General features: G+C 72.3%; 12 protein-coding genes. 9 read left to right on the top strand and 3 right to left on the bottom strand.

Going from position 1 to position 12,655, the window contains the following annotated elements:
- The first annotated feature begins 67 nt into the window (after positions 1 to 67).
- From ACIQWX_RS03190 to ACIQWX_RS03155, 8 genes are all read left to right on the top strand, one after another.
- Complete coding sequence (locus ACIQWX_RS03190) at positions 68 to 1,699, top strand: hypothetical protein (protein ID WP_400864804.1); 1,632 nt, start codon at positions 68 to 70, stop codon at positions 1,697 to 1,699.
- A 75-nt stretch (positions 1,700 to 1,774) separates the two neighbouring features.
- Positions 1,775 to 2,587 carry a sugar phosphate isomerase/epimerase family protein gene (locus ACIQWX_RS03185; RefSeq protein WP_400864802.1) on the top strand — a complete coding sequence of 271 codons (813 nt, stop codon included), beginning with the start codon at positions 1,775 to 1,777 and terminating at the stop codon, positions 2,585 to 2,587.
- Between the two features lie 134 nt (positions 2,588 to 2,721).
- Complete coding sequence (locus tag ACIQWX_RS03180) at positions 2,722 to 3,549, top strand: thioesterase family protein (RefSeq protein ID WP_372671411.1); 828 nt, start codon at positions 2,722 to 2,724, stop codon at positions 3,547 to 3,549.
- A 508-nt stretch (positions 3,550 to 4,057) separates the two neighbouring features.
- Positions 4,058 to 4,867: a pyrroline-5-carboxylate reductase gene (gene proC, locus ACIQWX_RS03175; RefSeq protein ID WP_400864800.1), complete on the top strand. Its 810-nt coding sequence runs from the start codon at positions 4,058 to 4,060 to the stop codon at positions 4,865 to 4,867.
- A 197-nt stretch (positions 4,868 to 5,064) separates the two neighbouring features.
- A complete protein-coding gene (locus ACIQWX_RS03170; RefSeq protein WP_013222402.1) occupies positions 5,065 to 5,280 on the top strand; it encodes a helix-turn-helix domain-containing protein in 216 nt (71 codons plus the stop codon).
- A 155-nt stretch (positions 5,281 to 5,435) separates the two neighbouring features.
- Positions 5,436 to 5,537: a 30S ribosomal protein bS22 gene (locus ACIQWX_RS03165; protein ID WP_007030867.1), complete on the top strand. Its 102-nt coding sequence runs from the start codon at positions 5,436 to 5,438 to the stop codon at positions 5,535 to 5,537.
- Positions 5,538 to 5,794: 257 nt separating this feature from the next.
- Positions 5,795 to 6,838 carry an NAD-dependent epimerase/dehydratase family protein gene (locus ACIQWX_RS03160; RefSeq protein WP_400864797.1) on the top strand — a complete coding sequence of 348 codons (1,044 nt, stop codon included), beginning with the start codon at positions 5,795 to 5,797 and terminating at the stop codon, positions 6,836 to 6,838.
- The gene (locus tag ACIQWX_RS03155) at positions 6,835 to 7,869 is read left to right on the top strand and encodes a lysophospholipid acyltransferase family protein (RefSeq protein ID WP_400864795.1); all 1,035 of its coding nucleotides are present in this window, start codon (positions 6,835 to 6,837) and stop codon (positions 7,867 to 7,869) included. Before ACIQWX_RS03160 ends, ACIQWX_RS03155 begins: the two co-directional genes overlap by 4 nt.
- A 132-nt stretch (positions 7,870 to 8,001) precedes the next feature.
- Here the strand turns inward: ACIQWX_RS03155 and ACIQWX_RS03150 are convergent, their stop codons facing one another.
- The 3 genes from ACIQWX_RS03150 to ACIQWX_RS03140 form a co-directional block, all read right to left on the bottom strand.
- On the bottom strand, positions 8,002 to 8,904 hold the full coding sequence (locus ACIQWX_RS03150; protein ID WP_400864793.1) for an HAD family hydrolase: 903 nt from the start codon (positions 8,902 to 8,904) through the stop codon (positions 8,002 to 8,004).
- A gap of 59 nt (positions 8,905 to 8,963) precedes the next feature.
- Positions 8,964 to 10,022: a DUF5667 domain-containing protein gene (locus tag ACIQWX_RS03145; protein WP_400864791.1), complete on the bottom strand. Its 1,059-nt coding sequence runs from the start codon at positions 10,020 to 10,022 to the stop codon at positions 8,964 to 8,966.
- Between the two features lie 113 nt (positions 10,023 to 10,135).
- The gene (locus tag ACIQWX_RS03140; protein WP_400864789.1) at positions 10,136 to 10,828 is read right to left on the bottom strand and encodes a sigma-70 family RNA polymerase sigma factor; all 693 of its coding nucleotides are present in this window, start codon (positions 10,826 to 10,828) and stop codon (positions 10,136 to 10,138) included.
- A 314-nt stretch (positions 10,829 to 11,142) separates the two neighbouring features.
- Between ACIQWX_RS03140 and ACIQWX_RS03135 the strand changes: the two genes are divergently transcribed.
- Positions 11,143 to 12,654, top strand: coding sequence for an AMP-binding protein (locus ACIQWX_RS03135; protein WP_400864787.1), 1,512 nt, complete (start codon positions 11,143 to 11,145; stop codon positions 12,652 to 12,654).
- Position 12,655 lies beyond the last annotated feature (1 nt).

Raw genomic sequence — 12,655 nt, 5'->3', positions numbered from 1 at the left:
CCGGCGTGCCGTCAGGTACCGCTTCGCCGAGTGCCGAGAACCCAGAGCGCGCAGGGGACGACCAGGTATGACGGACCAGACCGGAGGCGACCAGCCGCAGAAGACCGTGGCCGAGCTGCTCGCCCAGCACGGTGCCCAGGTCGACGGCGGTCGCCGTCGCCGCCGCCGCGCGGCCGATGACGACGACGAGCCGGCCACCCCGGAGACCCCGGGGCCGACCGGCTCGCACCGACGTCCTGGCGTGGGCGACACCGGCCCGCAGGCGATCATCGACCGCGTCGCCTCGGAAGGCACGCCGCCCCCGCCGAACCGGCCCACCGGACGGCGTCGCGCCGAGCCGCCCTCCCCGCCGCCGCCCGCGCCCCGCGCGGTCCCGCAGGACTCGCAGCCGCTGCCGCGGCCGGTCCCGCCGCCCCCGCCGGCCCGGCCCGCGCCCGGCGGCGCCGAGTCCGGCCAGTACGCGCGCCCGCCGCAGCAGGAGCCGACCCAGTTCTCGCGGCCGCCGCAGCAGGAGTCCGGGCAGTTCTCGCGCCCGCAGGAGTCGGCGCAGCTGCCCGTGCCGCCGCGCGCGCCGCGGCGCCAGCCGCCGCCCCCGCAGCCGTCGCAGCAACTGCCGGTCCCGCCGCCGCAGCCCTCGCAGCAGCTGCCCACGCCGCCGGCCGCCGAGGAGACCCGCGGGGCCGTCCCGCCGGTCCGGCGCCGTCCCGCGCCGCCCTCGCAGCAGCTGCCGGTCCCGCCGCCCCAGCCGTCCCAGCAGCTGCCGACGCCGCCGCCCGCCGGCCCGCTGTCGGCCCGGCTCGACGGCCTCAACGGCACCCCGGACGCCGACATCGACGTCCCGCCGCCCCCGATGGCCAGCGGGAAGTTCGCGACGCCGCCGGCCGCCCCCGGCCGCCCGCGCCGGGGCCCGGCCCGCCGTCCGCAGCCGCAGCAGGAGGCCTACACCGAGCAGTTCGACGCGGTCGCGCACGAGCAGCCCCCGCCGCCCCCGGCCCCGCCGGCGAAGCCCGACGAGCCGTCGTCGCCGGGCGGGCTCGCGAACTGGCGCAAGCGCCGGCAGAAGGAGCAGCTGGAGGACACCGAGATCGGCGTCATGCCGGTGGTGCCCACCGACACCCCGGACGACGGCTACCCCGAGGACGACTTCGAGCCCGACGGCTTCGCGCCGGAGAGCAGCGGCTACCAGGCCGCGTACGACGCCGGCCCGCCGACGGGCGCGTACCCGCCGCCGATGCCGTTCGCACCCGGCGACCGCGCGTCCCGGGCGCCGATCCCGGACGACCTGGCGCCGTACGAGCGCGAGTTCGCCGACGGCTACCCCGACGGCGGCCCGGACTTCGAGCAGGACGACTACGGCTACGAGCAGGCCGACGGCTACGAGGACGACGAGTACGACGACGCGCCCGAGCCGGCCGCGGAGCCGGAGGCCGCCGCCTCGCCGGGCAAGGCGTGGCTGGCGCTGGCCGGCCAGCTGGCGATGGGCGTCGTCGGCGGCGCGGCCGTGTGGCTGGGCTTCAACTGGCTGTGGGTGAACATCCCGGCCGCCGCGCTGGTGGCGGCGCTGCTGGTGGTCGTCGCGCTGGTCTGGATCGTGCGGAAGATCCGCCGCGCGGAGGACCTGCAGACGACGGTGCTGGCGGTGCTGGTCGGCCTGGTCGTGACGGTCTCCCCGGCGGCGTTGCTGCTCGTCGGACGCTGACGCGCGGGGGACGCGGTGAGATCCGCGTCCCCTTCCGCGCGTGCCCCTGCTCCGCACCCTCGGTGACGAGGCAGGATGGCGCGCGTGACAGACGAGCAGCCGGTCCCCGTCGGGCTCAGCACGGCGTCCGTGTGGCCGCTCAAGGCCGGGACCGCCTTCGAGCTCGCCGCCGAGCTCGGCTACGACGGCGTCGAGGTCATGGTGTGGGCTGACGCCGTCAGCCAGGACGTCAGCGCCCTGCGCCGGTGGTCGCGCCGGACCGGGGTGCCCGTGCTGTCGATCCACTCGCCGTCGCTGCTGATCACGCAGCGGATCTGGTCGCCGGACCCGGTCGTGCGGCTGCGGATGTCCGTCGAGGCCGCGCAGGAGCTCGGCGCGCGGACCGTCGTCGTGCACCCGCCGTTCCGGTGGCAGCGGCGCTACGGCGACGCGTTCGGTGATCTCGTCGACGAGCTGGAGGAGTCCAGCGGCATCGAAATCGCCGTCGAGAACATGTTCAAGGTGCGCCCGCCCGGCGGTTCGAAGAATTCGCGCGTCTCCGCGTTCCGGCCGTCGATCGACCCGACGGACGTCGGTTTCCGGCACTACACGCTCGACCTGTCCCACACAGCGGCGGCCCGGATGGACGCCCTCGCGCTGGCCGAGCGGATGGGCGAAGGCCTTTCGCACGTCCACCTGGCGGACGGAACCGGCGTCCCGAAGGACGAACACCTGGTGCCCGGGCGAGGTGGCCAGCCCTGCGCCGCACTGCTGGAGAAGCTGGTCAGCAGCGGTTTCGGCGGCCAGATCGTGCTGGAGATCAACACGCGGCACGCCGCCACCGGCGCCGAGCGGGTCCGTGATCTGGCGGAGGCATTGCTGTTCGCGCGATTCCACCTCGGGCAGTAATTGCGCACGTTCACCACGGACACGACAGCTCCCGGGCCCATTCACCCGGGTCGAACACGTAAAGTTCGGACCGTGAAACCGTCGCGCTCGTTGATCGTCACCTGCCCGGATTTACCCATTGGCACGGCGCGTTCGTGAGCGGAACGGACGGCACCGCCGTGTCCTTCGACACGGCGAGTGCGGCGCGGTCGCTGGGGGACGGCACCTTCACCGCGGTGCTGCGTGCGGAGTGGGCCATCGGCTCGCACCCGCACGGGGGTTTCCTGCTGGCCCTCCTGGCCAAGGCGGCGATCGCCGCGCTCCACGAACGCGGTGAGCCGCACGCGGAGCCGCTGGTGGTCAGCGCGGAGTTCCTGCACGCGCCGGCGCTGGGCCCGGTGCTGCTGCGCACGGACGTCCGCAAGGTCGGCCGCCGCGCGACGGTGGTCGAGGTCCGGCTGGAGCAGCGAGGCCGCAGCTGCGTCGAGGCGCGCGTGACGACGGGCCGGCTGCCGATGAGGCGGCCGGAGTGGACGGACGTGCCGTCGATGCCCGCCGAGCCGTCCCCGGGGGCGTTGGCGATGGCGGAGAGCACGGAGGGGCCGTTCAACTTGGCCAAGGGGTGCGAAGTCCGGCTGGACCCGGCCACGGCGGGGTATTTGGCCGGGCGAACCGGCGAGCCGCCTCGGATGCGGTTGTGGGTGCGGCCGCGGCACGGGCTGGTGGATCCGTACTTCACGCTTTTGGCGTCCGATGTGAACCCGCCGGTGGTGATGAACTTGGGTCGGATCGGGTGGGCGCCGACGGTCCAGTTGACGGCGCTGCTGCGGACGCGGCCGGCTCCGGGGTGGTTGCGGGTGGTGGTGGAGTCGCGCTCGGTGCACGAGTCTTGGTTCGACTCGGATGCGACTGTGGTGGACTCCCAGGGGCGGTTGGTGTGCCAGGCCCGGCAGCTGGGGCTCGCCCCGGCACCGGGCGCCTGAGGCAGGCTCGGCGCCGGTCTCCGATGTCTTGAATGAGTCATTCAGGACGTGGGAGGTCTTGAATGACTCATTCAAGACCTTTGCCGGGCGCGGTGGTCGGCTGCCCGGCTCGCCCCGCACCGGGGGCGCCGGGCCGGCCGCTGGGCGGGTTTCCGCCGGAACCGGATCCCGGGCTGAGCGCCGGGGGCAGGGGTGGGCGCGCGGCACCCAGCCCGACGGCTCGCCCTGGCGCCGGCCTGCGGACGTCATGAACGACTCTTTCATGGCGTCGGGCGAGGTGAACGGGTCGTTCATCGCATGCCAAGCCGGGCCCGGCTCGCCCCGGCACCGGGGGCCTGAGGCGGGCTCGGCGGGGCTCGGCGCCGGTCTCCGATGTCTTGAATGAGTCATTCAGGACGCCGGAGGTCTTGAATGACTCATTCAAGACCTTTGCCGGGCCGGGCGGTGGTCGGCGGCCCGGCTCGCCCCGGCACCGGGGGCCTGAGGCGCGTTTGGCACGCTTTACGCCATGACGGTCATCGCGGTGCTCGGTGCGGGAAAGATCGGCGAGGCGTTGCTCTCGGGGCTGCTGCACGGCGGTCACGAGCCGGGCGATCTGCTCTTCACCGAGCGGTACCCGGCGCGCGTCGACGAACTCACCGCGCGGTACGGCATCCGCGGGGTCGAGGTCGAGGACGCCGCCAAGCAGGCCGATGTCCTGGTCGTCGCCGTGAAGCCGCAGGACATCGAGCCCGTGCTCGACGAACTCGCGCCGCTGCTGGGTCCGTCGTCGCTCGTCGTCTCGCTGTGCGCCGGCCTGCCCACCTCCCTCTACGAGCGACGGCTGGCCGAGGGCGTTCCGGTCGTGCGGGTCATGCCGAACACGCCGATGCTGGTCAACGAGGCCATGAGCGCCATCTCCGCCGGGCGGCACGCCACCGCCGAGCACCTCGCCGTCGTGCGGGACCTGCTTTCGCACGTCGGCCAGGTCGTCGAGGTGCCCGAGGCGCAGCAGGACGCCGTGACCGCGTTGTCCGGGTCCGGGCCGGCGTACTTCTTCTACCTGGTCGAGGCCATGATCGACGCCGGCATCCTGCTCGGCCTGCCGCGCGCGCTGGCCGGGCAGCTGATCATCCAGTCGGCCGTCGGGGCGGCGAAGATGCTCGCCGAGTCCGAGGAGCACCCGGTGCTGCTGCGCGAGGCCGTGACGTCGCCGGCCGGGACGACCATCAACGCCATCCGCGAGCTGGAGAAGCACGGCGTCCGCGCGGCGCTCCTGGCAGCCATCGAGGCGGCCAAGGACCGGTCCGTGGAGCTGGGCAAGGCCCACGAGGGCTGACCGATTTCGCCGTAATGGGCGATTCCTGCGGTCTTGCACGCGCGGGTGGCTGTGCGTTAGCGCAGGTAGGAGCCCATCTCGGTGACAGGCGTCGCATTAGTCCCACCAGTCCCGCTACTCTCGATAGAGCACGTGCGTGTCGATACCACAGGTGGGGAAGCCTCGTGGCGCGACACGTGTCGAAGGACGCGGTAAACATGTCGCCGAACAAGAAGGAGGATCTGCCGGCTGTCGGGCAGGTCCAGTTCCTGACGGTCGCCGAGGTGGCCACGCTGATGCGGGTCTCCAAGATGACCGTCTACCGTCTCGTGCACTCGGGTGAGCTGCCCGCCGTCAGGGTCGGGAAGTCCTTCCGGGTGCCGGAAAAAGCAGTGCACGAGTACCTCCAGGGCGCGTACTACGACGTCGGCTGATCGGCGTCGCGGCCGGCGGCACGTCGCCTTACGACGTGCCCGCCGACCGGCCCGCCCCGGGTGCCGGGTAACCTGGAAAACCGCTCGTGCCTGTGCGCTCCACCCGTTGGACGCTGCGCCGGGCAGCGTGACCGACGACGACCTAAGGAGCGCCCATGGGCTCTGTGATCAAGAAGCGCCGCAAGCGCATGTCGAAGAAGAAGCACCGCAAGCTGCTTCGCCGTACGCGCGTTCAGCGTCGTAAGGCCGGCAAGTAAGACCCAGCCGTGCGTAGCCGTGGCCCGTCCAGTCTCTGGACGGGCCACGTCCATGTGGTGGGCCGGTCCCCCCGTTCGAGTGAGGCGTTCGTCGCTTTCCGGGGGAATGGCGGTTAATAGCACGTAAGACAGCCCTGAGCTACCACTGATGAGCGGTAACATCTCAATGACGTCCGCGCGATGCTTCCAGTAAGTGCAGGCCCGCGCACTTCGGGTGATCGTCCACCCCCACCACGCCCTACGCCGCAGGGAGTCGCATGCCGTCGAACATCGTGCTCGTCACCGGGGTAGCCGGGGAACTGGGCGGGAAACTGCTCGCCCGGCTGGGCAACAACCCCGACTTCGAGCGGGTCATCGGCGTCGACACGGTGGCGCCGGACAAGGCGGTGCTGCAGCGCATGGGCCACGCCGAATTCGTCCGCGCGGACATCCGGAACCCGCTGATCGCCAAGGTGATCAGCACGGCCGAAGTGGACACGGTCGTGCACGCGTCGTGCACCGCGCACCCGGCTGGGCCGGGGCGCCGCACCGCGATCAAGGAAGTCAACGTCATCGGTACCATGCGGCTGCTCGCCGCGTGCCAGCGCTCGCCGCTGGTCAAGAAGCTGGTGGTCAAGTCGACGGCGGCGGTCTACGGCGCCGGCGCCCGTTCGCAGGCGGTGTTCACCGAGGACTCCGAGCTGATCCCGACGTCGTCCAGCGGGTACGCGAAGGACGCCGTCGAGATGGAGGGGTACGTGCGCGGCCTGGTGCGGCGCCGTCCCGACATCACCACGACGCTCTTCCGCTTCGCCAACATCATCGGTCCCGAGACCGACACCGTCCTTTCGCGCTACTTCGCGCTGCCGGTCGTGCCGACGGTCTTCGGCTACGACGCCCGCATCCAGCTGCTGCACTCTTCGGACGCGCTCGCCGTGCTCGAACGCGCGACGCTGGAAGACCGGCCTGGCGTCTTTAACGTCGGTTCGGAGGGGGTACTCACGCTTTCGCAGGCGATCCGGCGAGCGGGCCGGGTCGAGCTGCCGATGCCGCGGAGCGTGGTGCCGTCGGTGGGCAAGGTGCTGCGCGGCGCCCGCGTCGTGGACTTTTCCGCCGACCAGGTCCGGCTGCTGAACTTCGGCCGGGTCGTCGACATCACGAAGCTGAAGGACGAGTTCGGCTACACCCCGCGGTGGACGACACGGGAGGCGTTCGACGACTACATCACCGGACGCGGGTTGAGGCCGGTGCTCGACGGCGGCAAGCTGGCGGGCCTGGCGGGCAAGGTGCTCGTTGCCGCCGCGACGGGGCAGAGCCGATGAGCAGGCCGCACGACTGGGACGACTTGGGAAGCGAGGCGGAGACGGTGGGCGGTGCCGAGGCGCAGGTCATCCCGCTGCACGGACCGGGCCGGGAGAAGCCGGAAGTCCAACCGGGCGGCCGTCGGGAAGAGTCCACGCGGGTCGACGCACCCGTCGTCGCCTTCCCCGGCGCCGACCGTCCGGCGCCGGAAGAACCCCTGTCGGACGCCGCGCGCTCGGCGCTCGGCTTCATCCGCGACCGGCTGACCGGCGACTACACGGTCGACGAGTTCGGCTTCGACGCCGAGCTCACCGACGCGGTGTTCCTGCCGCCGCTGCGCGCGCTGTACAAGAAGTGGTTCCGCGTCGACACGCACGGCGTCGAGAACCTGCCGCTGGACGGCGGCGCGCTCCTGGTGTCCAACCACTCCGGCACGATCCCGCTGGACTCGCTGATGACGGCGGTGGCCGTCCACGACGAAACGGGCGGCCGGCACCTGCGCGGCCTCGGCGCGGACCTGGTGTTCCAGGTGCCGCTGGTAGGGTCGTTCGCCCGCAAGTCCGGCCAGACGCTGGCCTGCACGGCGGACGCGGAACGCCTCCTGCGCGGCGGCGAGCTGGTCGGCGTGTGGCCCGAGGGGTTCAAGGGGATCGGCAAGCCGTTCTCGTCGAGGTACAAGCTGCAGCGCTTCGGCCGCGGCGGGTTCGTCCAGGCGGCCCTGCGCGCGGGCGTCCCGATCATCCCGGTGTCGGTGATCGGCGCGGAGGAGATCTACCCGAAGCTGGGCGACATCAAGGTGCTGGCCCGGATGCTCGGGCTGCCGTACTTCCCGGTGACGCCGCTGTTCCCGATGTTCGGTCTCCTGGGCGCGATCCCGCTGCCGACGAAGTGGAGCATCGAGTTCGGGACGCCGATCGCGACGGATTCGTACGGCCCGGAGGCGGTCGAGGACCCGATGCTGGTGTTCCAGTTGACGGACCAGGTGCGGGAGTCGATCCAGCAGACGCTTTACCAGCGGCTTTCGCAGCGGAAGTCCATCTTCCGCGGCTGAGTTGTCCACATCGGGTTCAGTTGTCCACAGATTTTCGCCGCGGCCGTTTTTGCCCGTCGGAGGCGATAAACTGGACCAGGGGACGCCCCCCGGGACAGGGTGGGGGCTGCCCTTCCGGGCTGGTGGGCCCCCTCAGCGGCGGCGGTAGGCCATCCCCGCCGCCACGGCGCCGGCCAGCGCGCCCGCCCCCAACACCGACGGCACGCCGATCTTCGCCGCCTTGCGGCCCGTCCGGAAGTCGCGGATCTCCCACCCGCGCGCCCGGGCCACGTCCCGCAGCCCGCCGTCCGGGTTGACCGCCACCGCCGTGCCCACCGCCGACAGCATCGGGATGTCGTTGGCCGAGTCCGAATACGCCGTGCAGCGCTTGAGGTTCAGCCCCTCGCGCGACGCCAGCGCGCGCACCGCGTGGGCCTTCGCCCGACCGTGCAGCAGGTCACCCACCAACCGGCCCGTGTACACGCCGTCGCGGGTCTCGGCCACCGTGCCCAGCGCGCCGGTCAGACCCAGCCGGCGGGAGATGATCGCCGCCAGCTCGATCGGCGTTGCCGTCACCAGCCACACGCGCTGGCCCGCGTCCAGGTGCATCTGGGCCAGCGCTCGCGTGCCCGACCAGATCTTGTCCGCCATCAGCTCGTCGTAGATCTCTTCGCTGATCGACGTCAGCTCGGCCACCGTGCGGCCGGCCACAAAGGACAGTGCCCGCTCGCGGTGGGTCTTGATGTCCTCTTTGTTCTCGCGGCCGCCGAGGCGGAACTTGATCTGGCCCCAGACGAAACCCGCGAGATCCGACGACGTGAAGAACTTGCGCGCCGCCAGCCCGCGGGCGAAGTAGAAGATCGACGCGCCCATCATCATCGTGTTGTCGACGTCGAAGAACGCGGCCGCCGTGAGGTCCGGCGGGGCGGGCGGGGACGGCGGTTCGGACAGGGCGTGGGCGGCCTCGGCCGACGCCTCGCCCGCCAGCGCGGCGAGCCGTTCGAGCTCCTGACTCTTGTCCTTGCCACGCCAAGCTGACACGTACACCGCCTCCACGTCTCCTTCGCACAGCGTAGCGAGCCGCCCACCGCGCTGTCGCAGGTGTGGCCCGGACCTCAGCCGATCACGATCGGGGGCAGGCCGGGGAGCAGCGGCGGGATCGACACGAGCGGCGGTGGCTGCGTGGTCGACGTCACCGGCGGCGGTTGCGTGGTCGTCGGCACCTGGCCGTAGACCGGCGGCGGTGTGACCCCGCCCGTCGGCGCGGGCAGGCCCGGCGTCGACGCGGCGTTCGACGGCGCCAGCTGCGTGCCCGTCGCCACCGGGGCGGTGCTCTCGGTCGACGACTGGGGCGACGACGACGTCGGCTCGCCGCCCGACGACGGCAGCGGCCGCTGCGTGCACTCGCCGGTCGCCGGGATCAGGCCCAGGTCGTCCGACGAGCCGGTGGTGATCTGGTAGCAGTTCATCCGCGCCACCAGGCCGCTCGTGCGCTCCTGGACCTTGCCGAGCAGGTCGCGGACGTCGTCGAGCACCGGGGCCGGGCCTGCCGGGAGCGCCGCGAGCCGCGCCGCCTGGTTGCGGGCCCACAGCCGGACGTCGGACAGCGCCTGCGCGCCGCCGCCGTCACTGGTCGCCACGGTCGCCATCTGCGCGACGCCGGCCTTCAAGTCGGCCGCGAAGTCGTCGTACGCCGTCCGGTAGTCGGCGTCGCTCGCGCCTTCCGAGGCCAGCTCGCCCATCTCGGTGACGCGGTTGGTCGCGAACTCCAGGTGCTTGCGGGCCTTGGCCTCGTCGCCGAACGTCAGGCCCAGCGCCGTCGACTCACCAGCCCGCTTGACGCCGTAGAGCGGGTCGCCCGGGAGCGCGTTGCGGGAGAGCACCAGCGTCAGCCCGGAGAGGACGAGGAAGAGGAAGAGCGCGGCGGCCACCAGGTCGGCGGTCCGCGGCCGCCACCTCCGACGCGGGGTGGCCGCCGCCGTCTCCAGGCGGCCCGCGATCTCCGCGCGGATCCGCTGCCGGGTCTCCAGGTCCGGGGCCCCGGCCGCCCCGAGTTCGCGCAGGGCGCCGACGAGAGCCAGCTCGTCGGCGAACTCGCCGTCCCGGCGTACCGGGGACGGCTCCAGGGCACGCGCGAACCGATCGATCTCGGCTCGCTCACGCGCAAACCTCACTGCGCAGCTCCATCTCGGGCCAGGGCCGGTCCTGACACCGGTCTGGCAGGAGTAACGATTAAGAAGCCGCCGAGGTTACCGATTCGGCCGACGGGTGCGAAAAGTTCGCGGGATCAGCGCAATCCCGTGGGCAGAAGTTGTGCCAAACGGCGTACCGCGCGGTGCTGGAGCGCCTTGATCGCGCCCTCGTTGCGGTTCATGATCTCGGCCGTCTCCGCCACCGACAGCCCCTGCAGGAACCGCAGGACGATGCATTCCCGCTGGTCGTCGCCCAGTTCGGCGACGCAGCGCAGCAGCTCGGTGCGGGTCGCGCGGCTGATCGCCTCCTGCTCGGGACCCGCCTGGACGCTCGCGCCGACGCTGAACGGCGCCGAACCCGGCTCGGTCACCTCGTCGGTGACGACCTCGAGCCGGAACCGGCTCGACTTCACGTGGTCGAGCACGAGGTTGCGGGCGATGGTGACGAACCAGGCGCCGACGTCACGCCCCTGGTAGCTCACCGACGTGATCCGGCGCAGCGCGCGCAGGAACGTCTCGCTCGTGACGTCTTCGGCCAGGTCGCGGTCGCCGAGGCGGAACAGCACGTACCGGTAGACGACGTCGACGTAGCGGTCGTAGAGCCGGCCGAACGCGGACGTGTCGCCCTCCTGCGCGGCGCGCACGAGGTCCCACGCCTCGGCCTTCGCCGCTTCGGCGCGTTCGTCGTCGGCCGCCTGCCTGCTCACCGGCACGGACGCGGAACGCCCGAACACGCGCTCGGCGAACATGAAGACGGGCCCGCGGCTCACGGCGGTCGGCACGGTCATCGGGCGGCACCTCCGGCGGCGAAGCTGGCCCAGCGGGCCACGGTACCCCCGGAACCCCGGAGAGCAGGGGCCGGCCGGCTCGCGTGCCCCACGGCTTCGTGGGCAAGCAAGTTCGTCACGGCGACTCCCTCTCTCCGGTCGTGGCGGTGATCACCACCACCCCCACGACGCAGTGCAGCATACGTGTAGTTACCGCGAAGTAGGTAGTGGCTCCGGGGTTGTGCAGACGCGACGCTCGCGGTCAGCACCCATGACGTCGCTCCGAATGACAGACTTGCAACGGTTTGGGCCGGGCGAGGAGAGGTGGATCGTTCGTGAGTGCTCCAGAGGGGACGCAGCCGGGGGTCGGCGGGCTGCTCACAGGGGCCGCGGCGACGTGGCCGGACCACCCGGCGGTGCGGGAGACCGGCACCGGGCGCGGCCTGACCTACCGCCAGGTCGAGGCCGCTGCGCAGGCGCAGGCCGGGCGGCTCGTGGACGCGGGGGTCGAGCCCGGCGACCGGGTCGCGCTGCGGCTGCCGACGTCGGTCGACTTCGTGGTCGGGTTCTTCGGCGCGCTGCGCGCCGGGGCGATCGTCGTGCCGCTGTCGCCGCAGGCACCGGGACCCGAGTTCGAGAAGCTGCTCGAGCACAGCGGTGCCAAGGTTGTCATCACGCGCGACGCCGAAGAGGCGCTGCCGGACGGCGTGACCGGTCTCACTCCGGAATCCGACCCGGATGGAGCAGTCGAATCCGTCGATGCCGGCCGGTCCGGCGAGGACGTCGCCGTCGTCTCCTACACCTCCGGCACCACCGGGCCGCCGCGCGGCGTGATGCTGTCGCACCGCGCGCTGCTCGCGAACCTGGCGCAGATCGGCGAGGTCGAGGGCGCGCTCGAGCACGACGACCGCGTGCTGATCACCATCCCGCTCTTCCACGTCTACGGCCTCGGCCCCGGCCTGCTGCACGCGGTCGCCGTGGGCGCGACCGCGATCCTGTCCGAGCGCTTCGAAGCGCAGCGCACGCTGGACGACTGCGCCGAGCACGGCGTCACGACGATCACCGGCGTCCCGACGATGTACACGGAGTTCGCCGCGCTCGGCCCCGACGAGCTGCGCGCGAAGCTGGCCACCGTCCGGCGGATGACGTCGGGTGCCGCGCCGCTGCACCCGAAGGTGCTCGGCGCGATCCGCGAGGCCACCGGCCTGGACGTCTTCGAGGGCTACGGGCTCACCGAATGCGCGCCGGTGGTGACGTCGACGCTGGTCACCGGCTACCCGAAGCCCGGCTCGGTCGGGCGGCCGCTGCCCGGGGTCGAGCTGCGGCTGGTCGACAGCGACGGCACCGACCAGGCCGTGCCGCTCGACCCGGACGACGTCGACGACGTATTCGAAGCCGAGGGCGAGACCGGGCTGGTGTCGATCCGCGGCGCCAACCTGTTCTCCGGCTACTGGCCCGACGGCGAGCACGGGCCCGGCGACGACGGCTGGTTCCGCACCGGCGACGTCGGCTACCTCGACGTCGACGGCGACCTGCACCTGGTCGACCGGGCCAACGACCTGATCATCGTCAACGGCTTCAACGTCTTCCCGCGCGAGGTCGAGGAGGTCATCGGGCAGCTGCCGGAGGTGGCCGAGGCCGCGGTCGTCGGGGTCGTGGACGAGCGAAGCGGCGAGGCGGTGAAGGCGTTCGTGGTGCCGGTGGCCGGGGCGTCGCTGTCGGAGCAGCAGGTCGTCGACCAGTGCGCGGCCCACCTCGCGGGGTACAAGGTGCCGCACGCGGTCGAGTTCGCCGAATCGCTGCCGCACTCGGCGACCGGCAAGCTGCGCCGCGTCCGGTTGCGGTAGT

This window comes from Amycolatopsis sp. NPDC098790, assembly GCF_044759945.1.
GTDB lineage: Bacteria > Actinomycetota > Actinomycetes > Mycobacteriales > Pseudonocardiaceae > Amycolatopsis.
Note: the sequence above shows the minus strand (reverse complement) of the source record. Positions and strands in the feature narration are given on the sequence as shown.